We start from the raw sequence: 25,920 nt of genomic DNA, 5'->3' as shown, positions 1-25,920 counted from the left end.
ATATGACCACAACGCTGAAAAGAGGATACGATAATTTTAATGAGTGTTTTGAAGAATTTAAATCAGCCAGTGAGCTTACAAAAAAAGAGAAAGCTCAAAAGCTCATCAGCCAGATAGATATACTGAGCAAGACCCGGGAGGGGCTAAAGCATCTGTATAATAAAAGTCTGGAAATAGAGTCTGCCGGCTTTTTCGCAGATACTGCATGGCACGACCCGGAAAAGCTCGCTCCAGTACTGGTAAAGGGCACCCTTACAGCAGGTAGCCCAACGGCTACTTACGAAATAATGAGTGAGCTGCGCATGCTTGCTCACAGTAAAGCTGATACTGAGCCTGAAATATCCAAGGAGGATGCAGGCGCATATCTCGAAGAGGTATTGGTTCACAACCTGGAATTTGCCTTTCAGGAGCTAACCGAAGAAACGCGGACCATTATGAATCCGCAGGAGGTCAAGCGGGTTTATAACCTGTTCAGCTTTCTAGTAAAGGAAACCGGCTTGCAAGGCATCAAAGATAAACTGTCTGAGGAAATACAGTTGATCTGCGAGCAGCGACCAGTGGTAACACGTAAAGCCCGGGAGATCATCCATATGGTTAGCTGTAAAATGGAGCTTAACCCCGAGGATGAGGCTGATAAACAATTGCTCTACTATGTTCATGCTGTAAACTCGCCTACGTCACTTTCCAGACAGCATGCTGATCCAGAAGGCTACGCCGAAGCTCTAAAGCAGTTGAATGATTTGGAATTGCTTGAAGAAGCCGAAAAACTGGCCGCCCCCATGAGGGCAACGGGACTGGTAACACCGTTTACCAGCGCTATGCTGCTACACTTGACAGAAGTACAGCCAGACCTGATTCCTAAAGCTCTTTTGTTAAACAAAAGAGGGCAGGCAGAATGGAGTAAACACAAAGAGCTGGTCATCAAACTGATTGGCGAAGTAGTCAGTATTGATAGCTTCCAATGCATTTATGGTCTGGCACGTGTTCTGGAAAAAAGTCTGCTTTCCAGAAATGCTGTCAAGGCAAGTCTGAACAACCTGCGTATGATCAGCATTAACTCACAGGTTGAAAAAAGAATATTAAAATGCCAAACCAAGCCACGAAAAACGGTGACCGCCAAACAATACCTGCTAGCGGCAACTTTGAGGGTTCTGGGGCAACCTCTGGGGATTGGGCAGGGTAATAACTCTACCTGTCAGTCAGCAAGAGGCATAAGCATGTGGAGCCAGCATTCACCGGCCAAGCTTATTAATATGATCATCACGGTGGCGGCTCAAAACAACCTCATTTTAAGGTTTGAAAATATAGACCTTGAATCTAACAAACTGACCAAAGGCCTGGTAGATAAGCTCGACTATAACCTTGACGCGGTATCGGCAGTGCTGGTTCCTCATCTCGACAAGATCTATAATGAAATGATGCGATTGGCTTCTGGCAGAGGTGAGGACCCTCACAAATGGGTAAACCCTGCACTTTACGGGCATTGGATACAAATCGGCTTTGCTTCTGCTTATAGTTATCTGACAAACGCTATTCAGGATTTCAAAGGCTTCGTCAGGCTCTTTTATGCTGCCCTTCACCCGGAGTATAATGGAGGCAGGGAGATTGTCTACCCTAATCCGCTGGGAATTTTTGTTACTTCAAGGGCTGGTGCCATGATCGGCTTCCACGCGGTATCTTTACTGCATGTGGGCAAAGATGATGACGGTGTCATGCGGGCATACTTTCTCAACCCTAATAACGAAGGGCGTCAGGACTGGGGTCAGGGCATTAAACCCTCTGTTTACGGACATGGAGAAAAGCACGGTGTGTCTTCGCTACCCTTCCAACAGTTTGCAGCCCGTGTTTATGCTTTCCACTTCAACAGCCTTGAGACCATGGCTCACCTCGACAGTGTACCCAACGAAGAAATTGAAAAAGTAGAAAAACTTGCGCGGGGGAGCTGGGGAAAATCTTATATATGGAGCGAATTAAAAAAACAATGGTAAGACATTCATCACGTATCAACCTGAGCCAATCGGCTTTAAAAACCAACTTTAATTTTATCAGGAAGAAGGTTGGCAAAAATGTTATCATCTCCTCAGTAGTAAAAGCCAATGCCTATGGCCATGGTATTCATGAGTTTGTACCTATGGCAGAAAAATGTGGCATCAACCACTTCTCCGTAGCTTCATCGTTTGAAGCTGAAGAGGTACTGGAGGTTTGCTCCAAAGATACACGGATCATGATCATGGGTATCCTGTATAAAGAAGACATCCCATGGGCCATTGAGCATGGGATTGAATTTTATGTATTCAATTATGAACGCCTCGAAAGCGTAATAGAGGCGGTTAAAGACCTCAACAAAAAGGCTATCGTTCACCTGGAAGTAGAAACCGGGGCCAACCGGACAGGGCTTAATGCGGAAGACTTTTCTAATGCATTAAAATTCTTAAAAGATAATCAGGAGTTCATACAGTTTGAAGGACTTTGCACGCATTTAGGAGGCGCAGAAACGTTAGCTAATAAATTTAAAATAGACACTCAGATCGAGCGCTACAAAGCCTTTCTTGAAGAGTGTAAAGCCATGGATTATATGCCTCATCTCAGGCATATAGCCAGCTCAGCAGCTGCTCTGGCTTTTGAAGAAACCCGCTTTGACATGGTCAGGGTCGGTGTGGCCCAATATGGGTTCTGGCCAAGCCCTGACATCAGATACCTGCATTTGCAACAAACAAATAAAACGACTGAGAATGGTCTCAGAAGGATCATTACCTGGAAAACAGACGTCATGGATCTTAGAACAGTAAAAGCAGGTGAATTTGTAGGTTACGGCACTGCTTTTCAAGCTGTGCAGGATATCAGAATTGCCGTACTCCCTCTTGGCTACTCCAACGGATACCCCAGGGCTTTATCTAATCGCGGACAGGTACTGATCAAAGGCAAAAAAGCCCCCATTGTAGGCCTGATCAACATGAACCTGTTTATGGTCAATATCTCCCACATTCCGGATGTAAAGATCGGTGATGAGGTAGTACTGGTGGGCAGGCAAAAGAATAACGTGATCAACGTAAGCTCATTTACGGATACTACACAATTGCTAAATAACGAGATGCTGAGCAGGTTGCCTGCTGCCATTCCGAGGAAGGCGGTGCCGTAGGGTTGTTTGTTTCAAAAAAATTCAGTGCCATTCCCACAAACTTTTCATATATAACTAGCGTTATTGAAAGCCTGTTAAATTTTGTTTAATACAAAACAAGCTATTTTTCACGATCAGGATAAGTTTTTATTCTTATTTAGAATTCATAACTTATCATTACTTTTGTGATAATTAAGGATTAGGAATAGTGTTAATAAGTAGAACAGATATATCGATATTAAAGGAACTGTCTTTTTCCAAAGATTTGGTTCCTGTTGATAAGATTCCTAATTCATTTAAATCAGATTTTGATAAGTTCTTCTTTGGAAAAACTTTAGTTAAAGAAAACAATTCTCTTTTTGTCTATCCTCACGACATCAAAGAGTGGATTCGTTATGTATTCCTAACATATAACGAATAATATTAATGCTCTCCGAATGTCTCAAACGGTTTAACTCAGCCCTAAAATTATTTCAAGATAAATTTCCAAGACCTGATTGGTCTGATGATTTCAAAAACAATCTTGTTAATGATTATTCATTTTATTCTGCCAGAATAGAAGATGAAAAATTACAATACGGTGATACTATAAAATTCTTGAATGACCAATTGGTCAAGAAGGGAAAAATGAAGAGTTTATTAGATGTATCCAACCATAAAGAAGTTTTATTGTCCGTTATCAACAGGTATGAAGAATTTGAATTGACGGAAGATTCAATTAAGGCAATCCATAGAGATCTAATGAATAGTGAATTGTCATGGGAAGTGGATTTTAAACCGCATTTGGTCGGTAATTTTCGTAACGTACCAACTATTGGCTACAGAGAACCATTTTTCCCTAATAAAGAATATGTTCCTCATTACAATTTGGATATTGTGATGGCTTCATATCTAGAAATATTCAGAACAAAATTTGAAGCTATTGATAATTCTAAAGATGACAGTCATTTAATTACTGCCCTGGTATATTTTCATAATAAATTTCTTAATGAAATACATCCTTTTGCTGACGGAAACGGTAGGGTTTGCAGAATTATCATGGGAACAATTTTAATGAAAAATGATTGTCCACCTATTTTTGTTAAAATAACCTCAGACGAGGATAGGTTTGAATATATCAGTCGAATTGTAGAATGCGAAACTAGTAAATCGGATATGCCCTTAATAGAATTTTTAGCTACTGGAATGGCGAATTACCTGGAAGAGAAAGTTCGGGAATAATTAATGCCAACATTTAAATTGACTAAGAGACAAACCAATCAATGTACCATTCCTGAATTTCCTTAATCAAAAGTGGTTTCATTGCTGTATTTAAAGAAAGTATCACGAATCTCACAATTACAGATAGAAACACCCTCTGCCTGCGGCATCTCCCTCAAGGGAGAATTAGTACGCAGGTATATATCATATAATCATCCGTTTAGGTAGTACTCTTAAGTTGGGGGTTCCGAATATTTTCTCCGTTGCTCTGCGAAAATTCCGGAATGACGTAGTTATTTTCAGGTTAACTCTCACCAAAAGACTACTGCCCCGCCAACGTTTCACCTATACCATACCTGGCACTGAAAAAACTCCAAACGTCACTCCAGCTTTTAACTTTCTCATTTCCAAAATGAATTATCTCACCTTCAAAATGTTCCTGCCCTTTGCCGTGGATATTGTCATCGATAAGGTAATCCCCTTTATTAAGACCTTTATTCGGAGAAATAATCAACTTCTCAGCCATTTCAAGGTCAAAATTTCTTTCAATCCATAGTCGCTTTTCGGTGTAGCATAACGGATTTTTTACCGAGGGTGCGGTTAATATATAAACATCAAAAAAATCTAATGACCTCAATTTATTGATCACTTCAATGCTTTGAGGTATGGGTTGAAGGTTTAAAAAGAAGCCCTCCTGGCTTTGAGGGTATTTGATATGAGGCTTTTCTTCTCTCTCTTTATTATAAGCTTGGATAAAATCACAAATAACATCATCCATGTCTATGTATATAATCTTTTTCTTCATCTTTTATCTGCTACATATCTTTTGCGCTTCTAATATAACGTTATTTAACAAACGACAAGGGGTAGCATCATCAGCTCAGCTAATGCTCTAAGTTGGGGATTCTGAATATTTTCTTTGATGAAATTCCTACTGCATTGATAAAAATATCAGAATCTCATTTACCCTGATTAACTCTCCTGCAATTCCTTTATTTTTTCCTTCGCATTGTCATTCTTAGGGTTTAACGCTAAGCTTTTCTTATACATGGCAATGGCCTCTTCGGTATCACCGTTCATCATATACGCTTCACCAAAAGAATCGTAAGCATCATAAGAGTTCGGAAATGCCAAAACTTCGAGTTTGAAAATGTCTATTGCCTCTTTGTATAGGCCTCTTTTAATCATTTCATACCCTTTTGCATTAAGGTCTATTTCTGACAATTCAATTTCAGAATCCGCAATAAGCTTTTCGGCATGCTCGATACCACTATCTAAACAGGCATTCACCACTTCTTTGGTAAAGAAATAGCTATCCAGCTTGGGGGTAGAGCCGGAAATGGTCTTTTCTATAAAAAATCGGGCATCCAGAAATCCCTGATCAAGGTCCTGATTGGTCAGGAGGATAACAGTATAATTTTGTTTTCCAAAAATGCGCCACTCAGCGCCTACTCCAAAATGCCCCCCACTATGCCCATAAATACCTGAGCCTGCTGCTCCGGCAAACTGCATTCCGTAGCCATACCAACCTTTTGAGGGCTCCGCCTTCATCATAGTAGTATACTCTTCGTTTAGCAACTGATTATTTTTAAACGCTGTGGCAAATCTAAACAGGTCGCCTAAAGTAGAATAACCACCTCCGGCAGGGCTGCCTTTAACGGCACTCATAAGAACAGTCTTTTGAAGCTTGTTGGGGTATACGCCTGATAGCGTATAATTTTCCGCAGCATTATCAATATTGTGGTCCGTATCATAATTACCCGTATGTTTCATTTGGGCTACTGAAAAGATATTCTCTTCAACAAACTGTTTATACGGCATTTTCGAAACCTCCTCTATGATTCGACCTAACAAAACATAGTTTGTATTTCTATAGGCAAACTGCTCATTTGGCTTCGACTCCATAGGCTCATTTTCATATAAAGGCGACAGACTTTCCAGGGTTCTGAATTGATCCTTTGATGCATTTAGAAATTTTTCCGAATTGAAGTAGTTAGGCAACCCACTTCTATGAGTCAGCAACAGTTCTATGGTGACAGAATCTCTCGCCAACGCATTAGGGTAATCAGGAAAAAACTTACCGATCGGGTCACTCAACGATAATTTCCCGGCTTGCGCCAATTGCAATATGGCCACCGCAGTAAAAGACTTACCAATAGATGCATAAGAAAATCTTGTATCCACATTATTTTTGACCTGATGACCTAAATGAGCGTATCCGTAAGCTTTTTCAAACAAAATGCTATCATCTTTGGCAATTAACACATTACCGCTAAAACCCTCCAACGAGTCTAAATAATTAGCGATTTTGGTTACGTTAGGATCTTCCCTGAGTGTCTCATTTTCAGGCTTACAAGAAAAGGCAATGATGATAACAAGTAATACAAGTACGTTTTTCATTTTTTGATTGAATGGGGTTTTACAATTCTAATTTTTCTTTCAGACCGTCTATCTCTTTGGCTAATTCTTCTTCAGATAGCTCTGTCACTATTTTTTCTTTCAAAATATGCTCTAGCGCTACAACTTGAGCCTTCTCTAAAGCTTTGTCGGCTGATATGTTAAAGTGGGGTTTAACCCCGGTGTGCTCCCAATTTTTTTGTGTTGTTAAATCGGTGATCTCACCAACCGGAACAAAAAACAGGAATTCGTCATTGATGATAAACATGTCTACCGGATTGGCAGCCCCTGCCGTGGTTTCTCCAATTATTGTGGCTATTCCATTATGTTTCAGGTGATAGCTGATCGCTTCTGCAGCAGAAAAGGAGCTTTTACTGGTTAAAATATAAACAGGCTTTCCAGTGTATTTTTGCCCCGTCACGTCAGACTGGGTTTTGTTAATAATCGTTTTGTTGTCATACCGGCTATATTTTTTACTCAGTGTAATTTCCTTATCAAAGAAATAACTGCAAAAAAGGAGCAGCATCGTTTCGTCACCACCACGGTTATCCCTAAGGTCAAGGATCAAAGAGTTGGTATTGGCCACAAAATTCATAGCAGCAGCTAACGTTTCATTAGAAGAATTGGACTCCGCAAAACCGGAATAGCTGATATAGCCCACATTGCCGGGAAGCCTTCTAACCGATTCAAACCCATAATTCCATCGCCTGTTGATCTCATTAAATTTCGCTTGCTGCTCTTCTTTGGAGGTCGCTTGCTTTAAAAAGTTTGGCCTGTACAAAAGCGTAAAGTGCTTATCATCACCTTGCACCCTAAGTATTGAGGTAACTGTATCGGCAAACTGCTCTTTGGAAAGACCATCAAAGGCATTATTTGCTATACCCGACAATTCATTTTTAAGCTGTTTCGCTACATCAGGGAGGATATAGTAATTTATGGTTTTATCTACCACTGTATCCATTACTTGGCTATAATAGGTCTTTTCCTGAGCCAATGTTGTTGTTGCTATTAGGACAAATAAAAAAGTTAGTTGTTTCATTTAATGAGTGTTTGATTGACAGTTTTTAGTTATTTTCTGTAGTATGTTAAATAGCTGAAGCATTTCTTCTTCTGATACACCTGCCAGCGCCGTTTCTCTGTTTTTGGTGATCATGGGTTTTAGCTTTTTGATAACCCGCTTTCCTTTTTCAGTAATTGTCAGTTTCGTTTTTCGCTTATCCTCAGCATCAACCGTTTTATCCAGGTAGTCTTTTGAAACCATCAGGTTGACTATTCTTGTCATCGATGCATAATCCTTAAATACCAAATCCGCTATTTCAGACTGAGTTTTATCATTCTGATTGATAACAATCAATATTAAAGCCTGGTCAACAGTAATATCCGGGATGACCTCAGAGATGTTTTTCTGGCTTAATCTGCGGTAGGCTTTAATGGTTTCTTCAATAGAATAAAGAACCGTTGAGGTTGGAGTCTTGAATTTCATATTTATTTGATATATCAAACAAAAATATCAAATTACTTGATATATCAAATAATAATTTCAGAAATAGATTCAACATTAATTTTGAAAGGACAGACCATAGCCATAGCACCTGCACTACCACAGCTACCCTAAATAAGAGAGTTTCAATTATGATGGAGGTATTCCCGAGTGGTATAAGGACCGCTCCCTACCCTTGAACTTGGGGAATAATGCAACGATCTGAAATTAGGGATTCCAGATCTCTGCTACATTGCGTTCTGGAATGACGCGCCTCTTCCTGAGTAAGTAGTCAGGAAGTTTCTTGATCCGGGGCGCTTTACCAGCAATTACCAGATTAATGAACGGGCATCCCCACTAAAGCTTTAATTTATTTGGGTTTTGTCTCGGGTTCCAAACTGTCAATATATTGATAGCGTCACTGTCAATACGATAAAATATTAAATAATCACGTACTAGTTTATGTCGCACATTCTCTATATCTGTCAATTGTCCAATTTCTGGATAAATGGAAATTAACTCAGTGGCCTCCTCAAATAAATCAATTAACTTATTACTAAATGTTGTTGATCTATTCTTGTTAGTCCAGTACTCTAAAATATTAGCAAATTCTTGTTCGGCTTGAGATGACCAGATTACTTGTTTTGCCATTTACGCATTTTTTTGAAAACGTCTTCTGATCTAACGCTTTCTCCATTTTCAATTTGCTGAACACCTTTAGCTATTCGAGCCTTTTGTTCATTATTGGTTTCGTAAATGGTATCATCAAAATCAACCTTAAGAAGTCTATAAATTTCGTCAATTATATTTCTGTCATCAATTGACTTGATCTTCTCAATTAATTTATCCCTATGTTTATCTGTCACCATATTCTAAGATACTGATTATTTTAGAAATTAGTTCGAAAATGTCTTAATGCCACGCAATTTTGAAGAAAGAAACTTCCTGTTATCGATGTACCAAATACGTGGACAAGGGGAACCAGCTCTATTAGGTGCTCTTAAGCAGGGGATTCCAAATATTTTCTCCGCTACTCTGCGAAAATTTTGGAATGACGTGGGTTATTCTCTGGTAAGCAGTTTTCTAAAACAGCACCTCAGACCTGACCCAACCTCGTCATTCCTGAATTTTCTTTGCCAAAAGTGATTTCATTACCACATTGATTGAAAATATCAGGAATCTCCTCGATCCGGGGCACCATACCGCAAAGACTCGCAAGCATAAAAAGCATACAGCTTTTAATTCATTTCCGTATATTTACAGCGCGAACTTTATCAAATTATAACATGGTGCTAACCCCACAAATTCGGTTTAAACCAAAAATCCTGGAGAGGCATACGGGTGGAAGTCCCGAGACCTATTCAAAGCACCGCTTTGATGAAGTTCGCAGTGACCTCTCCTCTTTTTATTCACTCAAACCATTATATTATGCGAACTTCAAATGGTCCGACAGCCTATTTTAGAGGCGAAAACTCAAGCAATCATCCGGTAGACTTCAAGCCTCTGAATTCATCAGAAGTTGAATTCATGGCTAACATCAAATTCATGGGAATAGAAGAATTAATCGATTCTTTAAAAATGGTTCATGACTTTGCTCTGTATCATACAGACTTACCCCTTGATACCACTGAAAAATTGGCTCTTTTTAACCTTAAGATTTTATGGGAAGGGCTTGAGGGATTGGTGAAGGATTAAAATTTTGGGATGGAGCTGTCGGGATTGGCAACTCCTGACAATTTTGATGAGCATTATGCCCATGTAACTGGAGAAGCCTCCGCACCAGTCATGCTATAGCCAGCTCTCCTAAATTGGGGATTCCAAATATTTTCTCCGCCGCTCTGCGAAAATTTTGGAATGACGTCGGGTGTTCTCCGGTGAGTAGTTTCTAAAACATCACCATCCGGCCTGCCCCAACCTCGTCATTCCTGAATTTTCTTAAACTAAAGAACACCTTATTACTGCTTTGATTGAAAATATCAGGAATCCCCTCGATCCAGGGAACCATACCGCAAAGACTCGCAAGCATAAAAAAGCATACAGCTTTTAATTCACTTCCGTATATTTGTAGTGCTACATTCATCAAATTATAACATGGTGCAAATACCACAAATTCGGTTTAAACCAAAGATCCTGGGCAGGCATGCGGGTGGAAGTCCCGAGACCTATCGAAGCACCGCTTTGATGAGTGTAGCAGTGACCTGCCCTCTTTTTGTTCAATTTATTAACCCATTTTATTATGCTACACTCAAATGGTCAATCAGTTTATTTTAATGAAAATCCTGCCAATCATCCAGTAGATTTCAAGCCTCTGAATTCATCAGAAGTTGAATTCATGGCTAACATCAAATTCATGGGAATAGAGGAACTAATCGATTCTCTAAAAATGGTGCATGACTTTGCCTTGTATCATACAGACTTGCCCCTTGATACCACTGAAAAATTGGCTCTTTTCAATCTTAAGATTTTATGGGAAGGGCTTGAGGGGTTGGTAAAGAATTAAGTTTAGTTTGGAGCTGTCGGATTTGGCAGCTCCTGACAATTTTGATGAGTATAATAACTATCTAACTGGAGAAACCGTCGCACCAACTGGAATCTGCTCAAATCGAAAACTAAGGATCACAAATTATATAAATATACAGCAATTATTATCACACTGAACCAATTGGCACAACTGCTTGAACCATATTAAATACCGGTGAATAGAGGTCAACTTCCAGTTCGGAGGTTTCTATTGTGATAATAAGACTATACCGAACTATCGAGGCTACTCTTCCTAGTTGTTTCCTTGTCCTATACCAGCCATTTTTAGGATAAACTGCCAAAATGTTTCTTCTTGACAATTCCACTCCGGAAGTTGTTATGAAGTCCTTTTTTATTGACCCTTTACTCCTTATACGCTCCCTCAAAGTCCATAATTCTGAAGATGTATCAACTGTATCATCATCATTTTCATCTGTCCCAGAAGATGCAGCCGATATTCTCCTTTTAAATTCATTAAGTGACTCTAAAGGTTTAATAAGTCTAAAGTCCAGTTCATGAGAATGATACCGGAAATTAGAAGCATATTGACGATTACCTGGATTAGGTTCTATATAGTAAGATAAAGTGACTTTTATTGTCACATCACTATCTCCAATTTCGTCTCTCAGAACATCTACTGGCCAAGGGAGTTCATACAAATGATATTCATTGTATCGTGGCTGGGATTTTTCTAACCTATAAGGTTGAATGGAACGCTGTGAGACAAGAGTAAGCGAGTTATTTGCACTATTCTTAGCACGTTCCAATATAGGAACACCATAACCCACAGACCTCAAAAGAGCTCTTCTATCTGTTTCCAGATTCAAATTATAATTTTGTAACATAGCATCTGTCCACGTTGCAGAATGAACCATTAATCCTCTAATTGTTTCCGGCCAATAATCAGGATATTCGGTTTTTAATTCGGCAGCCATTTTTGATGCTAGGGCAACTGATGCACTTGTATCTCCAAATGTTTGAAAGATATTTATTCGGTGATCCTTATGTGTAGTTAATAATTGAAGTGTATCGTTATAATCAACTTCATTTTCCTTATATGCCAAATTCCCTCCCTCCATCACAATGTCTGGCTTATTTGGCCACTGTGTCTCCCAAGTTCCAGAAGTTGAATTGGAAGGCGCCATTTCACCATTAACTGCCAAAGGGTTCCATCCGGGCCATTTTTGGGTATCAATTCGGTCTTTACGTGTATAACTTCCAACAGTTAGAGCGTTGTATGCTTGCGCCGGATCCTGCACAGACTCATAAAAGTTCTTATTTGGAAATTCTTCTGAGTTTTCAATTTTCACGTTACCCCCACTTACTAAGATTAACTGTGGCTCTTTGGGGTTAAGAATATTCCCAAATGCAATCTTATCAATAGAAGCAGAACTTGATGAAGGCCTACCTTTGAATCCGAAATCCTTATTAGTTACTGACAAGCAAAAAACTCTGGAGTGGTTTGGTCTGTCTACTATTGGAGTAACACAGGCATATTCATAGATTGCACCATATATTTCTGGGTCATTAGGAGATTGCGGATTATAAATCTTAAAAGATTCAAGCCCATGGTATAGTTGAATAATGTCACTATTCGCGAAAACCTGAGTTAAATCTCCATATAGTGCCAGACCAGCCATTCCAGTACCATGTCCACCACCCCGTTCACTATCATACTTCCCCCAATCTTCTATCCATGTATATAACCTTTCATCAGGTAATGATGGGTTAATCAGAGTATGTTGGTTAGTTACCCCACTATCCAGTAAACAAACAAGAACAGAGTTTTCATTGAAACGATTTTCCGTTCTTCCTGAAAGATCTCTTAACCATTGTTCTTTATCCAAAATTAAAACACCATCTTGAGTAATAAAATCAGATAATTCCTGAGGATGTCGTAACTCGGCAAGGTTATCAAGCAGCATCAAAGATTCTGAAAGCTGACTAGCAGAAGCCTTTACCAATCGCACAAAATGTTCAGGAAAATCTAATTGCGACCGACCAATCAGTGCATCTAGCTGCTCGAGATTGTTTACAACTTTAGTAATTCTTTCATTGTCATTATTAGTCTTCCTAAACCAAACTTCCCACCAGACTATTTCACTTTCATTAGGAAAAGGGATCTCAGGATCATCAGACCAAAAAGCTTCAAGTGTTGCTAATTTGATATTTGCAATGTTTGCAATAAGAGGATTAGATTTTGGAGTGTCGGTTATATTCCCCTCACGGTCTTTAGTGTTTTCAGTCAAGTACTGTTCAGCTTTCTTGATAAAATGACTGACACCCCCCTTTGTTAACATTAGAGCAACACTATAGCGATATTGATTCTCCTGATCAGGATGTTCTTCCTGTTTAATATTAATTATTTGATAAGACGGTCGATCTGTATTTTGATGTAGCTGGTCAAATTTCAATGGATAACCCCATTCTGAGATAAAAGTCACATAAATCGCATCATCTCGAATAATATTTCCCGGAAGTTCGGTATGCTTGACTAATTGTAAACGCCGACGCACCGCTTGAAGCCTTCTTAGTATTCTATTCCCATGTTCTGCACGATTACGCTGACTAATCGGGAAATCTACTTGTATTTTAGTAGGATACTTATATTGTTGACCGGAAGCATATTCTTCGATTCTCCCTATGTGAGGCTTATCGAAATTATCTGCCATTATGAATTACGTTTTTTAATGGCATAAACTAATTCTGATTTTTTAAGCTTATTATCTCCTTGAAGAATCATCTCCTTAATAGTTTCCTCACAGGCTCTAACAATATCAGAATAATTCAGACCCTCCGCTTCTTTAGCTAGCACTTGGTAATTAATTCGCTCATCAAATTTGAATCCGAAAAGATTCTTCTTTATGGTGTCAATGATTTCACTTTTGCTTGGTAAGGGATAGTTAATGATATCATCAAATCTTCTGAATAAAGCCTGATCCAAAGCCTCCACCATATTTGTGGCAGCAATAATGATGCTATTACTTTGATCTTTTTCAATGTTAATCAAGAAGCTATTTAAGACACGTTTAATTTCGCCAACATCTTGTCCCTGGTTTCTATGCGAACCAATTGAATCAAATTCATCAAACAAATATACACCTCTATGATCAGGCATTGCATCAAATATCAATCGTAACTTCGCAATTGATTCACCCATAAATTTGGAAATTAAACCATCCAACCGAACAATAAAAACAGGAATCCCCAATTCTCCTGCAATTGCTTGTGCAGTCATTGTTTTTCCACACCCAGGAGGACCTTGCAGTAAAAGTTTCCTTCTTGGCATAAGATTATGTTGCCGAAGTATCTCCAATTTCTGCTGCTCATTAACCAATTTCAACAAAGCTTCTTTTACTGATGAAGCAAGAACCATATCCTTTAGCTTGATTTTCGGCTGAAAGATTTCAATCAATTCATGAAGATCTCGTTTTGATTGATTGATTGGAATTGTCTTGCTTCGATCAAGAAAAGAAAGAGAACGATTTTTTCGCGCCTTTTCAATCAGTGACTTCAATTCCTGAGCAAATGTTGTATGACCTTTTCGTGCTTCAGAAGCAGCAATTTGCATAGCAGAAGCAAAAAAGCGGTCTTCATCACCATCTCCAAATGATTTAATTAAACTTTTTATTTGATCTGCCGCAGCCATTATTAAGAAATTTATTGCTCTTTAGTGATTTCCAAATATACGACTATGAATTTCCAAATCCATTTGAATTAATATTTTTGACGATCTCAATTATTTTGGATAAAGTTATCACAACAGTATCATTATCATTTCTTTTATACCTTCTAATACTACTTTGAATGCACGCAATTAATAATACTTTCAAGCTAATTCCCAACATCTGTAACCTTCCAAATCTAGCTTACCCCCACATTCGAGTCAATACCCAACCTTGGGTATTTTTCAGTAAAAAGTCATGAAATTTTGAGGTAAATCATGGTAAGCTCAGGAGGTGCCCTTCAGTTGGGGATTCCAAATATTTTCTCCGCTGCTCTGCGAAAATTTTGGAATGACGTGGGTTATTCTCAGGTAAGTAGTTTCTAAAACAGCGCCATCCGACCTGACCCAACCTCGTCATTCCTGAATTTTCTTTACCAAAAGACATCTTATTGCTGAATTCATTGAAAATATCAGGAATCCCCTCGATCTGGGGAACCATACTGTACAGACTTGCTGGCACAAAAAAACGTACTGCTTTTAATCCCGGCCTCTTCCCTTAAATTTGAACCGCCCTAAAGCAATAGTCATGATAACGCAGTACAAAAACGCATTAAAGCAAGGTATCTCTTCCATGCTCCCTTTAAAAAAAGAGGAACTGGATACCATAGTGGAGCAATTTAAATTTCAGGAGATCGCTAAGCATGGTCATTTGCTTACAGGCGGGCAAATCAGTAAGCGTTTTTACTTTATTATCGATGGTCTGGTCAGGGTGTATTATTTGCAGGATGACAAGGAGGTAACTACGTTTTTGGCTACAAACAACTGCTTTGTCACTTCTCCGGTAAGTTTTATCAGGCAGGTGAGATCAGACGATTACATCCAGTGTCTGGAAGATACTGTTGTGGCTTCTGTCAGTTATGACAAAATGCAGGAGTTGTACGAACAGATACCCGTGTGGAATGCAGTAACCAGACAGTTTATGGAGCAAAACCTGCTTTGTCTTTCGGAGAGGTTCCTCAAACAGCACAATGTCAAAGCCCGGGATAAGTACCTGAAGTTTATAAGTACAAACCCTGCCCGTATTGTACAGCGCACGCCCATTCAGCATATTGCCTCTTTTCTTGGGATAACCCCGGAGTCACTCAGCCGGATAAGAAGGGAGCTGGCTGCGGAAGCATAGACAAAACATCTTTTGTTTTCCTATCATTTGGTAATTTTTACCCTATACGTGTTCCTCACATTTGTGGCTGAATCATTTTTCAATAAACGAGCAGACTGCAATGAGAAACAAGTATTTGATCATCACACTAAAAATAACAGCTATAATAACGGGTGTATTAGCTATTTTGATAGCCAGTGCGTTGTTTAACAGCCACTCGGCTCCGTTGTCATTTAACCCTCCTCCCAAACCGACATTTACAGGTAAGCTAATGAGGGATTCCAGTTTAATGGCGGCCTCCACCATTCCGCTTGGCGGATATTTCGGCCCTGAAGACTTTGCCTGGAAAGCAGGGTATTTATACAGTGGTGCACGATCTGGCAAGGGCGAATTTCATAAGGATGGAGCCATCTTAAAAACCAATGTAAAAACCGGGCAGGTGGAGCTGTTTGCCAAGCTACCTGCATGGGTCGGGGCCATTCACTTCGCACCCGATGGCCAGCTCATCGTTGCGGCTATAGGCAAAGGCATCATGTCGGTAGACTCTTTGGGAAATACAGCGTTGCTTGCCTCTCATGATGTAGAAAATAATCCTTTCAAAATTCCTAATGATATTGACATCAGTAAAAACGGCAAGATCTACTTTTCCGTAACCTCTCACGAATACACTTTCTCCATACCGGCTATGGTCAAAATTATGGCTGAAGCACGCCCGGTTGGTGGCATTTATTGTTATGACCCTGAAACAAAGACGGTTGAAACTATATCCAAAGGCTTTCTCGGCATCAATGGCATTTCGCTTACCCAGGATGAAAGCGCAATTATTGCCGTAGAGATGGGCGCTTACCGCCTGACCAAAGTATGGCTGAAGGGAAGTAAGAAAGGGAAACGGGAGATTATTGCCAGTAACCTTCCCGGGTTTGCCAATAACATTGTGCGTAGGGAGAATGGTACTTTCTGGTTAGCCTTTTCTTCAAGCAGGATCGATGATGTGGACAACATCCATCCCCACCCTTTTATTAAAAAGATTGTATTGGGCTTACCCGAGGCTTTAAAGCCGCAACCGCTGCCTTTTGGTCTTTTACTCCAGGTAGATGAAAACGGAACCATCCTCAAAAGCCACCATGATCCTTTCGGGGAAGTAATTGGGGAAATTTCATCAGTCTACGAACGGGGTGATAGCTTATACCTGGGCGGAGATTTTCTTGACCACATCAATGTACTGGACATCAGCGGATGGCATTAAACAGGGCGGACCTGCTGATGAACAAAAGCATTGGCAGGCCTGATCCTCTACTGTATTTTGCCAGCATAAGAGAGTCCGTCATGGGTATATAATAAACCACAAAACTTTAAAAAAGCCGGAAAACTTCCTTTACATTCGTAGATATTCTAAATCAAAGATTTCGCAATGGCAGTTTCCACCATTCTCTTAGTCGCCGCCATTGTATTTGGCCTGTGGCTCTTCTTTTTCATTTTCCCAATCAACTTATGGATCACGGCCCTTTTCTCAGGAGTTCGGATCAATCTGGTTGATCTCGTTTTTATGCGGTTCAGGAAGGTTCCGCCTAAGCTTATTGTTAATTCAATGATTATTGCCAACAAGGCAGGCTTACAAAATATCACTACCAGTCAACTGGAAACACATTATTTGGCTCATGGCAATTTACCTTCGGTTATAAAGGCTCTAATTGTAGCTGACAAGGCAAACTTAAACCTCACTTTTAAACAGGCTACTGCCATTGACCTCGCCGGACGCGATGTATTACACGCTGTTCAGGTATCGGTTACACCTTATGTAGTGATAGTACCCGCCATCACGGGTGTTTCTATTGATGGTATTCAGATGATTGCCATTGCCAGGGTTACGGTACGCACCAACCTGCAACGACTGGTAGGTGGTGCCGGTGAAGAAACTATTAAAGCCCGGGTAGGTCAGGGTATAATTTCATGCATTGGTACTGCAAAAAACTACCTGGAAGTACTGGAAAACCCGGAAAGCATTTCTAAATCTGTATTGGCCAATGGCCTGGACAGTGGTACTGCTTTTGAGATCCTTTCTATAGATATTGCCGATATTGACATCGGTGAGAATATTGGTGCTGCGCTGCAAATTGACAGGGCTGCGGCTGACCTCAATATTGCTAAAGCCAAAGCTGAAGAAAAGCGTGCTATGGCCGTGGCTCAGGAGCAGGAAATGACAGCCCGGGTGCAGGAAGCCAAGGCCAAGGTAATACAGGCTGAAGCGGAAATCCCTGCGGCCTTGTCTGATTCATTTAGAAAAGGGACGCTTTTCGGTGTACGTAAATAAAACCCGGCATTGCCCATTCACTCCTGTTAGTATTCTTCTTCCTTGGCAAAGCCTACGGTATCACGATATATCTGGGGAGAGACGTTGGCGTTATTTTTAAAGAAGCGGCTGAAGTAATACTCATCATTAAAACCCAGCTCATAGGCTATTTGCTTGATGGCCTTTGAGGTGAGGTAAAGCTCCCTTTTAGCTTCAATAATAATCCTTTCGGCTATCAGGCCGGTGAGTGTTTTGTTGAAGTACGATTTAACCACTTTTGCGAGGGCGTTACCTGAGATATTGAGCAACTCGGCATAGTCGCCGGCAGAGTGTCTGGTTCTGAAATGCTCCTCAATAGCATCTTTAAGGCTTTGAATAATGTATGGTGCAGTACCTTCTTCGAGGCTGCGCTTTTCCTCGGGTTGCTGGGCCACTTTAATACGAGAGGCATTGATCAGGAATATCTTCAGGTAAGAGATCAGCAAGTCATATTGAGCCAGCTCAGGATTCTTCATTTCTACCTTCATCTGGTCCACCAGGCTAAGCAAGCTTTGTCGCTCACCAGATTGCAGGCTCACATACGGCGGCTCATAGATATTACCAAAAAGGACACCACTACACGATATTTCTTTATGGTGTTTATGGATACAAAAGAAATCAGGGTGAAAATTGATGGCAACTCCCTTGACCCCTTCGGCTTCAGTCAGCATAAATGGCTGATAAGGTGAGAAGCAAAGCAGGTTATCTTTCTCCACGCGATAATCGGTGAAATCAGCTTTCAAGGTGGCTTCGCCTTCAGTGATCAATAGCATGGACAGATAATTCAGTCTTTGAACGTGGTCAAAGTGGCTGGCATCTTCAAAAGTAAATATCTTGAATGCCAGGTCTCCGTTTTGCGGGTTAACTAAGGTATAGGCAGATTTTGCAGCCATAAAATGTATTTAAATCAATAGGCTATTATACGGTACTTCCGGCCGTAATGGTCTTCAATGATAAACTGTTTTTACTAAAAAGTCATTTTACCGACATCTTTCGGAGGAACATAAAAACACCCCGAAGACCAGCAGTATGATCTCCGGAGATGTTTTCTCATGCTCAACCTGCGACAAGAGATTTAAACCACTGCGGCAGTTTCAACCAATTCAGCTTCAGGGAAGTCTACCACTACTTTGGTTGCGTTATTGAAATAGTTGGTGAAGATGTTCAATGCCGTGTGTGCAATGATTTCTGCTATTGCAGCATCGTTATAACCTGCATCTTTAAGCTCATCTATATCCTCATCGCTTACATTGCCTTTCTTCTCCAAAATAGTACGGGCAAATGTCAGGGCTGCTTCAGACTTTGCATCTGTGGCCCTTCCTTCACGAGCAGCAGCTATGGTCTCTGCATCAAGCTTTACAAGCTTCTCTCCAATGTAGCTGTGTGCAGCATTACAATACTCACATCCATTGGCATTGGCAACGGTAAGGGCTATCTGCTCGCCAAGTTTAGCTCCAATCGAGCTTTCTCCCAAAGCCCCACTGAATGACAGGTAGCCATTGAGTACAGCGGCCGAGTTGCCTAGAGTACGCATCAGGTTGGGGACTGCTCCCAACTTACCTTGTACTGCATTAAATAATTCTTTTGTTTTTCCTGTTGTTGTTTCCGGGTTAAGTGCTGGAATTCTTTGCATTGTTTTATTCTTTTAGTTGTTATTAAAAATTTACTATGCAAATGTGCAGCTATCTCCACCCCTGTAACATGGATTATTTTGGCTATCAGATGGACGATTTTACTTACACCTCTCACTAAGCGCCATAGGTACCTACTATTCATAACGCCGAGTCCTCTGCGAGAAAGTAAGCCTGGCTAAAGCTTGTACAATGAATCCTCCTCAGCATTTTCATTTTTCTTTTTATCAACCATTTCTATGTTGATGTCAGGCTGCTCTTCCCTTCTTTGGTAAGTGGGAAATATGGCACCGCCTATGCCAGCACCAAAAGCAGCCAGCAATACAAAGAGTATAAAGGCTATAAGCCTCAAAGTTCGCTTGATCTTTTTCATGATATGATAATTAAGCCGCAGTAACGGCAATTCGTAAAAAGGAATTGTAGTCTCCGTTTTAAAAGGGCTTACTCTATACAGCTATGAACCGGGTGCCTTGTACAACACAGAGTCCTCTGCGAAAGGCTCAGCTGGGAAGTGGAAATTTCCAGCAGCATCCGTTCGCGTATAAAGTAAATTTTAAAAAGGAGAATGGGCGGATATTATCCGCGAAGTGAAGGGGCTTCCTCGTCGGAGCTTTGAGGAATAGCTTTAAAAGGCAATATATACGCCAACTTTAAGAAGGCTGGGGGTATACTATATAAGTGCTTTTTTGTAAGAATTTCCCGGTTGTATGTAGCCAGGAAGCTTTTAAAACAGCTTATTAAAACAGGTGCAGAGCAAACAGTAGTGTAAAGCTGACTGGCTTTAAATATGGAAACACCCGCACTGTACTGGTCATGATTGGCAGCCACCCAGCCTGAGGTGGCTTTAGGTTGTGGTGCATCATAACGCTCCGTAAGACTCACAACTCCGGTGAGCGCAGTAACCATCAAGGTTAATGACAGCAACCAGTTTACTTTTGACAGTATGTAAGTGTGTAATTGCACCATAAATATATCAAAGATAATAAAAAACCCCCGAAGGTTAATTAACGGAGGTTTTCAAGACTACAATCAGTTCTCCTTTTGCAGATTATCTCTAAGGGCTTCCAGTTTCTTCATTTGCCGAACGGTACAATTACGTTCTTTTCCGGATAAGAAATACATAACCGCAAAGAAAGCCAATATGAGAAGCCATTTCCACCAGGAAGTATCCCCATCCCAAACAGCCACTAAAGTAATAACAGCGATAGGGAGCAGACCTAACCGGGCTATTCGTGAAAACCACACCTGATACCGGGCATTGGCTATGGCATGCTCGAGGTCTCCCAGCATAGATGCTTCAAACTTGTCTTGCGACCTCATTCTGCGTATTCTACTCATAGTCATAAAGATAGCTATGAACAGCAGTACCGCACCCAATGCGTAGGTGAACACACTGACCTCCCCTTTCATAATACCAGATACGGTCATTATTCCGATGGCCAGAATATTTGAAAAGATAACGATCAATTCTGCTCGCCCTGCAGAGACACTGGTGTATTTCTTTCTGCCAATAATCTTTTTGTGCAGTGCAGTTTCATTGATAGCATAAACATGCTCATTATTTTGAGTATCCCATATACGTTTCATTTCTTCAAACTCCATGATGATCATAATTTTTTGATTTAGTAATAAGATGTTTTTTAATCCGATGGATCTTAACACCTATATGGTTTTCCGAAATACCCAGGATATCGGACATTTCCTTATAGCTGAACCCATCCAGCAACAGCAGTGTTATGGCCCGGTCAGCTTCATTCATATGGGCAATCTCCTCATATAACCACTCCAGTCTATCGTCAACGAGACTTTCATTAGTAGTCAAAAGGTGCTCCAGGTGCTCATATGGCTGTCCCTCTCTGTGCTTCTGCTCTTTCCTTATCCATTTCATTGCTGTGTTAAGCGCTATGCGATAGATCCACGTACCGGCACTGGACTCTTCCCTGAAGCTGGGAACTGATCGCCAAATTTGCACGGCAATTTCCTGAAAAAGATCATCTTGATCCGCAGGTGTAAAAGCATACACACGAACTACTTTGAAGAACATCCCTTTGTAGCGGGCTAACCAATCTTCAAAAATATTATTTTGCTGTTGTTGTGTCATTTACCCCGTTAGTACCATGCCCTGACGATTATATTACAAGCAACTCAACTTTTTTTAAATCACCCGTCAATCAGGAAACTCATGAAGCCTCTTAAATGCCAAAACCAACCCCTGATTGCTTTCAGACAACCCCGACAACTTCATCTGCCCCTGATCAAACTCTACCTTCCAGCTTTCTGGTTGTATGTCAGGCTGGTGACTGAGCAAGGTTATCTCAGGTCTATGTCCGTTAATATGCCAATAACCAGTCAACACGTTTCCCTCTTCGGTTCTTTGCTCAAAAATCCTGTCCCACCTAAAGAAAAAGTAATATTTATTATCCTTATCAAGTGTTGAGGTGATGACCTCATCTCCCTGAGTTGCCTCCTGAAGGTCCCACAAACCATGCAACTTATCTGCTGTAGACATGGGTAGCTCACTGATTCTTCTGAGTTTTACCACTACCTCCATTCCATCTTCTTTACGCTTCCAAACCATTACTTCTCCCTCAAAACTCACCACAAACGGATCGTACCTTTCCCGGACTCCAATATTTTCTGTGTTCGACAACTGTGCTGATTTTTCATCGTATGACCATGTACCTTCAGAATTTCGCAGCCATCCGTTGCCAGACTCATATGTACCATCCTCTTTAATGTTAGTCCATTTGGCAACAGGCGTCATTACCTTATCGGCCACTTCTACTTGGGTTATCTCCCAAAGCCCCAGAAGCTGCTGAGCTTCAGATATGTGAGAATAAAATACGAGGGCCATGAAAAGAAATACAGTTTTCATAAATTCTATGGGATTAAGTCAAATAAATCATATCTAAAAATACACGAATATATTGATGGTGCCATGATATGACCTGAATGCAGACAATCGTCACAAACTAAATTAAATACCATCATACACTGGTATTAGAAGAAAGTCCTAACTTTAAAATAAAAATGCGCTTCTTAACTGCTTCCCTCTGCCTGTTAATGCTGGCCTGCGCCGAGGTAAAAGTCCATACAAGCTATGACCACCGGGTTGACTTTGAACAGTACAAAACCTGGTGTTGGCTCAACGACTGTAGCCCATCGTACGATGGGCCCCACTTTTTATTTGATAGTGCCGCTATAGAAACCATAGCCAATACCATAGCCATAGAAATGGCCAACAAAGGGTTTAAGCAGGTGGATGACAGGCCTGATTTAATGCTCGATTTTCATATTATCTTAAAAGAAGACTCGTCGATGGCTGCCTGGGTGCATGAGGAAGACCTTCCCTTTTGGGACCCTTACAATGAGGGCGAGAATTATTATTACTTTTTGCGCGGATCGCTCATTATTGATATTGCTGACAGAAGTAAAGGCCGGATGATATGGAGATCCAATGCGGAGCGCCTGATGGCTCTAACCCCTGACCTTAGCCAGGCAGAAATAAGATCGGGTATAAAAAAAGCGTTAAAAAAATTCCCTCCCAAAACGGAGGATAAATAAAAAAGCCGGTTCAGAGTACTGAACCGGCTTGTAATACATTATAGGTTAGCTTATAGTATAAAGCTTTCTCTTGCTCCACCAGCTGCAAAAATAGCTCTCATACGAGCCTTTTGGCCTTCTGAGAACATTTGCATACATGCATCATTTGTATAATCCATGTAGTTCATTGTCATGTCATTAGACTGACAGTTTACAGTAGGGTAAGCAGGACATCCGTAGTTAGGTCCATCAGAGCTTGGAGTATCTGCTACGAAGTCATCCTGACGGCATCTTCCGTCTCCCCAGATGTGACGTAAGTTCAAGTAGTGTCCTACTTCGTGAGTAGCGGTTCTACCTTTATCGAAAGGAACTGAAACATAACCAGTTGTACCGAAGTACTGAGGAGAGATAACAACACCATCAGTAGCAGGATCACCGCCAGGGAACTGAGCGTATCCTAGTATTCCACCACCGATATTGCAAACCCAAATATTAAGAGCGCTTTCAGGAGTTACAGCATCAACACCACCTCTTGAAGCATATTTCATATCATCTCTTGTTCCCCAAGAAGTTTTTGATGAAGATTTTCTGGTAACACCAGCTAAAGTAAAGTTGATATCAACATTAGCAATTAAACCTGCAAACTCAGCAGGTACCAGATTCTGGTCGCTATTACTTTTGTTAAAATCAGCATTCAATACATTCATTTGAGAATTGATCTGCGCATCGCTGATATTCTCGATAGAACTGTTGTAAATAACGTGTACATACACTGGAATATTGATGGTACCCAGACCGTCATTAACGGGGTCTGACCCGCCGTCGCCAGAGCCGCCGCCATTACCACCGCCAGCTCCATCAGGCTTTTTAGCAGCTATAAACTGACGTACATTTCTTTCAATGTTGTACATTCTTTGGTGAAGACCAGGGTCATTTTCCAACTTCTGATTCAAAACTTTCATGGTATGGCAGGACTTGCCTCCCAATGCGGACCTTCCATCTGTTTCATCAAAAGTGTAAGTGTAAAAATCACTCATATCAACATTTACTTGCTGATCCTGAATGTCTTTCTGACTGATTTCGCGGCTTTCGTCTTCGCACGATGTGAATAAAACAAGCCCTGCCGCCAGAGCTAATAAGAATCTTTTCATAGGTTTAGGTTATAAATTAAACATTCGTGCAATATAAAAATTTAAAATTCCGGCACAAAATAAAATTAACCACCACAACTGGCCCATTTAGCAAAATTAAGTTCCGAATCCCCCTTCTAAACGCATCCAAACAAGATGTTTAAACTCATATTTTTATTAATAATCAAATAATAATTAAGACATATTAACAACTGTCTCCATTCTTTTTGTACTAAGAAATAAAAAGCAAAAAAACATGAGAGCCATTAAATTAACTCCAAATCACATAGCAAGATTAATAAGTTTTATTTTGTTATTATCAGCATGTTGCACGGATGGTGTAAGAAGAGAAGTAAAACATTGCAAGAATCACAATGGATAGATATGTTAAATTCAATATTTGCTAACATTACATTACGGCTAAACAACTACACTCCTATCGATCATGAGTTTGAATCTTCATTGAACAGCAGGTAACAACATATTTTATGAAAAACAGGATAATTGTAGAGATTCTTTTTACTGGCACATCCGTAACCTGGGTGTAACTGAAGAGTCAGCCTCCGTCACAGTTTCTTCTTTCTCTTGGAACTGAAAATATAAATAAGCCAGCCAAATGACATAACGAAGATCATTCGCTGCCATATGCCTGCAAAGTCAGCAATGCTAAACATTAAAATGGAAAGTAAGACTGCAAAAATACCCACTAACATAGCTATCCACCGGTCGTACATATGCTTAAACACAAATGCCATGGAAAAGGCAAAGACCGTGAATGAAAAACCTGTAATGGATGCAAATAAAGAGTGTATTCTATGCTGATGATTATCATAACCGACCGTAATATCAATTGGTGCATGCCTGTAAATAGCTACCATCACCAATGAAAATCCAAAAACCACGAGTATTATCTGTTGAATCCAGTAGTTTTTTAAAAATTTCCAGCCTGCCACTATGGAAGACAGCCCCAGCGCCACAAAGGTAATGTTCATGATCCAGGCATTGGGCGTGGCCTGAGCACCCAGTTGGCTGGTTGTGTTTTGCACTAAGCTATAATCACTGGCACTGAAAGCCGGCAACAGAAACATCACCATTACCAGCAGTACATAGGCCAACACAAAGGATAAGGTCCTGGTCCTGCTCTTCATTCATTATAGTTTTGAAAACCGTATATCTGCTAGACTTTCTCCACCGACACCGGTTCATTAGCTTCCATAACATCTGCCAGCGAATCCATCAGCGCCTTGATCTGGTCTTCTGTATCTTTATCTGCGATCTGTCCATCTTTTACTTTCCCTCTGGCTCCTCTGATCAAAAGCCGGCAACTATCAGGAAGGTTAGACTCAAGGGTTGTCATGATTAAATTCAAAGCTTCAAAAGCTTTTTCCCCTGAAGCCGAAGCCACTATAGTAGCCACGGGTTTACCAGAGAAAACGGTAGTAGCTACATTCCACTCGATAGCATTCTTCAAGCTTCCGGGAAGACTAAATACATACTCCGGCGTACATATTAACACTCCATCAGAGTTTTGGATCTTATCCTGAAACTGTTTTACCACGTCAGGACAATGCTCCCCTGCCTGATCGGGATTAAAATGAGGCAGCTTGCCGATTCCATCATATATCTCAATATCCAGCGTATCTGCGTACCAATCAGCAATAATATTCAGTATTACTTCGTTTGAAGACTGCTTTCTGGTACTCCCTGATATGGCTAAAATCTTCTTTTTCATCATTAATCTTAATT

The 25,920-nt window shown here is 40.5% G+C and carries 28 protein-coding genes; 9 read left to right on the top strand and 19 right to left on the bottom strand.

Annotated elements, in window-relative coordinates; genetic code table 11:
• Nucleotides 1-2 precede the first annotated feature (2 nt).
• The 3 genes from JMN32_RS15925 to JMN32_RS15910 all read left to right on the top strand — a co-directional run bounded on the left by JMN32_RS15925 (nt 3) and on the right by JMN32_RS15910 (nt 4,339).
• Nucleotides 3-1,988: a hypothetical protein gene (locus JMN32_RS15925; RefSeq protein ID WP_202857344.1), complete on the top strand. Its 1,986-nt coding sequence runs from the start codon at nt 3-5 to the stop codon at nt 1,986-1,988.
• Entirely contained in the window at nt 1,961-3,139 is a 1,179-nt protein-coding gene (alr, locus tag JMN32_RS15920; RefSeq protein WP_238354504.1) for an alanine racemase, read from the top strand. The genes JMN32_RS15925 and alr overlap by 28 nt, the downstream gene beginning before the upstream one ends.
• Before the next feature lie 405 nt (nt 3,140-3,544).
• Nucleotides 3,545-4,339 (top strand): Fic family protein, encoded by a 795-nt coding sequence (locus tag JMN32_RS15910; RefSeq protein ID WP_202857343.1) that lies wholly within the window; start codon nt 3,545-3,547, stop codon nt 4,337-4,339.
• 301 nt (nt 4,340-4,640) lie between these two features.
• Here the strand turns inward: JMN32_RS15910 and JMN32_RS15905 are convergent, their stop codons facing one another.
• The 6 genes from JMN32_RS15905 to JMN32_RS15880 form a co-directional block, all read right to left on the bottom strand.
• Nucleotides 4,641-5,123: a 5' nucleotidase, NT5C type gene (locus JMN32_RS15905; protein ID WP_202857342.1), complete on the bottom strand. Its 483-nt coding sequence runs from the start codon at nt 5,121-5,123 to the stop codon at nt 4,641-4,643.
• A 167-nt stretch (nt 5,124-5,290) separates the two neighbouring features.
• Nucleotides 5,291-6,718 (bottom strand): serine hydrolase, encoded by a 1,428-nt coding sequence (locus tag JMN32_RS15900; protein WP_202857341.1) that lies wholly within the window; start codon nt 6,716-6,718, stop codon nt 5,291-5,293.
• Nucleotides 6,719-6,737: 19 nt separating this feature from the next.
• Nucleotides 6,738-7,754 (bottom strand): S41 family peptidase, encoded by a 1,017-nt coding sequence (locus tag JMN32_RS15895; protein WP_202857340.1) that lies wholly within the window; start codon nt 7,752-7,754, stop codon nt 6,738-6,740.
• The gene (locus tag JMN32_RS15890; RefSeq protein WP_202857339.1) at nt 7,755-8,198 is read right to left on the bottom strand and encodes a MarR family winged helix-turn-helix transcriptional regulator; all 444 of its coding nucleotides are present in this window, start codon (nt 8,196-8,198) and stop codon (nt 7,755-7,757) included.
• Between the two features lie 354 nt (nt 8,199-8,552).
• A complete protein-coding gene (locus tag JMN32_RS15885; protein WP_202857338.1) occupies nt 8,553-8,846 on the bottom strand; it encodes a type II toxin-antitoxin system RelE/ParE family toxin in 294 nt (97 codons plus the stop codon).
• Entirely contained in the window at nt 8,831-9,064 is a 234-nt protein-coding gene (locus JMN32_RS15880; protein ID WP_202857337.1) for a hypothetical protein, read from the bottom strand. The genes JMN32_RS15885 and JMN32_RS15880 overlap by 16 nt, the downstream gene beginning before the upstream one ends.
• Nucleotides 9,065-9,623: 559 nt before the next feature.
• On the opposite strand from JMN32_RS15880, the gene JMN32_RS15875 reads away from it, so the two are divergent.
• Nucleotides 9,624-9,890 carry a hypothetical protein gene (locus JMN32_RS15875; protein ID WP_202857336.1) on the top strand — a complete coding sequence of 89 codons (267 nt, stop codon included), beginning with the start codon at nt 9,624-9,626 and terminating at the stop codon, nt 9,888-9,890.
• A 190-nt stretch (nt 9,891-10,080) separates the two neighbouring features.
• Here the strand turns inward: JMN32_RS15875 and JMN32_RS15870 are convergent, their stop codons facing one another.
• Nucleotides 10,081-10,275 (bottom strand): hypothetical protein, encoded by a 195-nt coding sequence (locus tag JMN32_RS15870; protein WP_202857335.1) that lies wholly within the window; start codon nt 10,273-10,275, stop codon nt 10,081-10,083.
• A gap of 156 nt (nt 10,276-10,431) precedes the next feature.
• On the opposite strand from JMN32_RS15870, the gene JMN32_RS15865 reads away from it, so the two are divergent.
• Entirely contained in the window at nt 10,432-10,695 is a 264-nt protein-coding gene (locus JMN32_RS15865) for a hypothetical protein (protein WP_202857334.1), read from the top strand.
• Between the two features lie 148 nt (nt 10,696-10,843).
• Here the strand turns inward: JMN32_RS15865 and JMN32_RS15860 are convergent, their stop codons facing one another.
• Together JMN32_RS15860 and JMN32_RS15855 are read right to left on the bottom strand one after the other, a co-directional pair.
• Nucleotides 10,844-13,387 carry a S8 family peptidase gene (locus tag JMN32_RS15860; RefSeq protein ID WP_202857333.1) on the bottom strand — a complete coding sequence of 848 codons (2,544 nt, stop codon included), beginning with the start codon at nt 13,385-13,387 and terminating at the stop codon, nt 10,844-10,846.
• Nucleotides 13,387-14,364: an AAA family ATPase gene (locus JMN32_RS15855; RefSeq protein WP_202857332.1), complete on the bottom strand. Its 978-nt coding sequence runs from the start codon at nt 14,362-14,364 to the stop codon at nt 13,387-13,389. The genes JMN32_RS15860 and JMN32_RS15855 overlap by 1 nt, the downstream gene beginning before the upstream one ends.
• A 604-nt stretch (nt 14,365-14,968) precedes the next feature.
• Here JMN32_RS15855 and JMN32_RS15850 point away from each other — a divergent pair.
• The 3 genes from JMN32_RS15850 (at nt 14,969) to floA (ending at nt 17,852) form a co-directional block, all read left to right on the top strand.
• Nucleotides 14,969-15,562 (top strand): Crp/Fnr family transcriptional regulator, encoded by a 594-nt coding sequence (locus tag JMN32_RS15850; RefSeq protein WP_202857331.1) that lies wholly within the window; start codon nt 14,969-14,971, stop codon nt 15,560-15,562.
• Nucleotides 15,563-15,662: 100 nt separating this feature from the next.
• Nucleotides 15,663-16,787 (top strand): SMP-30/gluconolactonase/LRE family protein, encoded by a 1,125-nt coding sequence (locus tag JMN32_RS15845; RefSeq protein ID WP_202857330.1) that lies wholly within the window; start codon nt 15,663-15,665, stop codon nt 16,785-16,787.
• Nucleotides 16,788-16,952: 165 nt separating this feature from the next.
• A complete protein-coding gene (gene floA / locus JMN32_RS15840) occupies nt 16,953-17,852 on the top strand; it encodes a flotillin-like protein FloA (protein ID WP_202857329.1) in 900 nt (299 codons plus the stop codon).
• 26 nt (nt 17,853-17,878) lie between these two features.
• Here floA and JMN32_RS15835 read toward each other — a convergent pair whose 3' ends face one another.
• The 7 genes from JMN32_RS15835 to JMN32_RS15805 form a co-directional block, all read right to left on the bottom strand.
• A complete protein-coding gene (locus JMN32_RS15835) occupies nt 17,879-18,763 on the bottom strand; it encodes a helix-turn-helix domain-containing protein (RefSeq protein WP_202857328.1) in 885 nt (294 codons plus the stop codon).
• 182 nt (nt 18,764-18,945) lie between these two features.
• On the bottom strand, nt 18,946-19,503 hold the full coding sequence (locus JMN32_RS15830; RefSeq protein ID WP_202857327.1) for a carboxymuconolactone decarboxylase family protein: 558 nt from the start codon (nt 19,501-19,503) through the stop codon (nt 18,946-18,948).
• 176 nt (nt 19,504-19,679) lie between these two features.
• Nucleotides 19,680-19,874, bottom strand: a complete 195-nt coding sequence (locus tag JMN32_RS15825; protein WP_202857326.1) for a hypothetical protein — start codon at nt 19,872-19,874, stop codon at nt 19,680-19,682.
• A gap of 203 nt (nt 19,875-20,077) precedes the next feature.
• Complete coding sequence (locus JMN32_RS15820; protein WP_202857325.1) at nt 20,078-20,407, bottom strand: hypothetical protein; 330 nt, start codon at nt 20,405-20,407, stop codon at nt 20,078-20,080.
• 123 nt (nt 20,408-20,530) lie between these two features.
• Entirely contained in the window at nt 20,531-21,112 is a 582-nt protein-coding gene (locus JMN32_RS15815) for a hypothetical protein (RefSeq protein ID WP_202857324.1), read from the bottom strand.
• A complete protein-coding gene (locus JMN32_RS15810; RefSeq protein ID WP_202857323.1) occupies nt 21,093-21,602 on the bottom strand; it encodes an RNA polymerase sigma factor in 510 nt (169 codons plus the stop codon). The genes JMN32_RS15815 and JMN32_RS15810 overlap by 20 nt, the downstream gene beginning before the upstream one ends.
• A 66-nt stretch (nt 21,603-21,668) precedes the next feature.
• Nucleotides 21,669-22,376: a hypothetical protein gene (locus JMN32_RS15805; protein ID WP_202857322.1), complete on the bottom strand. Its 708-nt coding sequence runs from the start codon at nt 22,374-22,376 to the stop codon at nt 21,669-21,671.
• 155 nt (nt 22,377-22,531) lie between these two features.
• On the opposite strand from JMN32_RS15805, the gene JMN32_RS15800 reads away from it, so the two are divergent.
• Nucleotides 22,532-23,065 carry a DUF4136 domain-containing protein gene (locus tag JMN32_RS15800; RefSeq protein ID WP_202857321.1) on the top strand — a complete coding sequence of 178 codons (534 nt, stop codon included), beginning with the start codon at nt 22,532-22,534 and terminating at the stop codon, nt 23,063-23,065.
• Nucleotides 23,066-23,115: 50 nt separating this feature from the next.
• On the opposite strand, the gene JMN32_RS15795 is transcribed toward JMN32_RS15800, so the two are convergent.
• The 3 genes from JMN32_RS15795 to JMN32_RS15785 all read right to left on the bottom strand — a co-directional run bounded on the left by JMN32_RS15795 (nt 23,116) and on the right by JMN32_RS15785 (nt 25,909).
• Entirely contained in the window at nt 23,116-24,195 is a 1,080-nt protein-coding gene (locus JMN32_RS15795) for a zinc metalloprotease (protein WP_202857320.1), read from the bottom strand.
• 545 nt (nt 24,196-24,740) lie between these two features.
• Nucleotides 24,741-25,322: a DUF998 domain-containing protein gene (locus JMN32_RS15790; RefSeq protein WP_202857319.1), complete on the bottom strand. Its 582-nt coding sequence runs from the start codon at nt 25,320-25,322 to the stop codon at nt 24,741-24,743.
• Between the two features lie 29 nt (nt 25,323-25,351).
• Entirely contained in the window at nt 25,352-25,909 is a 558-nt protein-coding gene (locus tag JMN32_RS15785) for an NADPH-dependent FMN reductase (RefSeq protein WP_202857318.1), read from the bottom strand.
• Nucleotides 25,910-25,920: the final 11 nt, after the last annotated feature.

Source organism: Fulvivirga marina (assembly GCF_016775155.1).
GTDB classification, from domain to species: domain Bacteria; phylum Bacteroidota; class Bacteroidia; order Cytophagales; family Cyclobacteriaceae; genus Fulvivirga; species Fulvivirga marina.
The sequence above is the reverse complement of the archived record's forward strand: the minus strand, read 5'-3'. Positions and strand labels throughout refer to the sequence as shown.

Coding starts and splice junctions, on each gene's coding strand:
- JMN32_RS15830 (WP_202857327.1), bottom strand. CDS start 19,503: ATGCAAAGAATTCCAGCACTTAACCCGGAAACAACAACAGGAAAAACA.
- JMN32_RS15845 (WP_202857330.1), top strand. CDS start 15,663: ATGAGAAACAAGTATTTGATCATCACACTAAAAATAACAGCTATAATA.
- JMN32_RS15835 (WP_202857328.1), bottom strand. CDS start 18,763: ATGGCTGCAAAATCTGCCTATACCTTAGTTAACCCGCAAAACGGAGAC.
- JMN32_RS15870 (WP_202857335.1), bottom strand. CDS start 10,275: ATGAATGTAGCACTACAAATATACGGAAGTGAATTAAAAGCTGTATGC.
- JMN32_RS15810 (WP_202857323.1), bottom strand. CDS start 21,602: ATGACACAACAACAGCAAAATAATATTTTTGAAGATTGGTTAGCCCGC.
- JMN32_RS15860 (WP_202857333.1), bottom strand. CDS start 13,387: ATGGCAGATAATTTCGATAAGCCTCACATAGGGAGAATCGAAGAATAT.
- JMN32_RS15820 (WP_202857325.1), bottom strand. CDS start 20,407: ATGGTTACTGCGCTCACCGGAGTTGTGAGTCTTACGGAGCGTTATGAT.
- JMN32_RS15880 (WP_202857337.1), bottom strand. CDS start 9,064: ATGGTGACAGATAAACATAGGGATAAATTAATTGAGAAGATCAAGTCA.
- JMN32_RS15815 (WP_202857324.1), bottom strand. CDS start 21,112: ATGATCATCATGGAGTTTGAAGAAATGAAACGTATATGGGATACTCAA.
- JMN32_RS15910 (WP_202857343.1), top strand. CDS start 3,545: ATGCTCTCCGAATGTCTCAAACGGTTTAACTCAGCCCTAAAATTATTT.
- JMN32_RS15790 (WP_202857319.1), bottom strand. CDS start 25,322: ATGAAGAGCAGGACCAGGACCTTATCCTTTGTGTTGGCCTATGTACTG.
- JMN32_RS15875 (WP_202857336.1), top strand. CDS start 9,624: ATGCGAACTTCAAATGGTCCGACAGCCTATTTTAGAGGCGAAAACTCA.
- JMN32_RS15795 (WP_202857320.1), bottom strand. CDS start 24,195: ATGAAAAGATTCTTATTAGCTCTGGCGGCAGGGCTTGTTTTATTCACA.
- alr (WP_238354504.1), top strand. CDS start 1,961: ATGGAGCGAATTAAAAAAACAATGGTAAGACATTCATCACGTATCAAC.
- JMN32_RS15850 (WP_202857331.1), top strand. CDS start 14,969: ATGATAACGCAGTACAAAAACGCATTAAAGCAAGGTATCTCTTCCATG.
- JMN32_RS15925 (WP_202857344.1), top strand. CDS start 3: ATGACCACAACGCTGAAAAGAGGATACGATAATTTTAATGAGTGTTTT.
- floA (WP_202857329.1), top strand. CDS start 16,953: ATGGCAGTTTCCACCATTCTCTTAGTCGCCGCCATTGTATTTGGCCTG.
- JMN32_RS15855 (WP_202857332.1), bottom strand. CDS start 14,364: ATGGCTGCGGCAGATCAAATAAAAAGTTTAATTAAATCATTTGGAGAT.
- JMN32_RS15825 (WP_202857326.1), bottom strand. CDS start 19,874: ATGAAAAAGATCAAGCGAACTTTGAGGCTTATAGCCTTTATACTCTTT.
- JMN32_RS15865 (WP_202857334.1), top strand. CDS start 10,432: ATGCTACACTCAAATGGTCAATCAGTTTATTTTAATGAAAATCCTGCC.
- JMN32_RS15905 (WP_202857342.1), bottom strand. CDS start 5,123: ATGAAGAAAAAGATTATATACATAGACATGGATGATGTTATTTGTGAT.
- JMN32_RS15900 (WP_202857341.1), bottom strand. CDS start 6,718: ATGAAAAACGTACTTGTATTACTTGTTATCATCATTGCCTTTTCTTGT.
- JMN32_RS15805 (WP_202857322.1), bottom strand. CDS start 22,376: ATGAAAACTGTATTTCTTTTCATGGCCCTCGTATTTTATTCTCACATA.
- JMN32_RS15895 (WP_202857340.1), bottom strand. CDS start 7,754: ATGAAACAACTAACTTTTTTATTTGTCCTAATAGCAACAACAACATTG.
- JMN32_RS15885 (WP_202857338.1), bottom strand. CDS start 8,846: ATGGCAAAACAAGTAATCTGGTCATCTCAAGCCGAACAAGAATTTGCT.
- JMN32_RS15785 (WP_202857318.1), bottom strand. CDS start 25,909: ATGATGAAAAAGAAGATTTTAGCCATATCAGGGAGTACCAGAAAGCAG.
- JMN32_RS15890 (WP_202857339.1), bottom strand. CDS start 8,198: ATGAAATTCAAGACTCCAACCTCAACGGTTCTTTATTCTATTGAAGAA.
- JMN32_RS15800 (WP_202857321.1), top strand. CDS start 22,532: ATGCGCTTCTTAACTGCTTCCCTCTGCCTGTTAATGCTGGCCTGCGCC.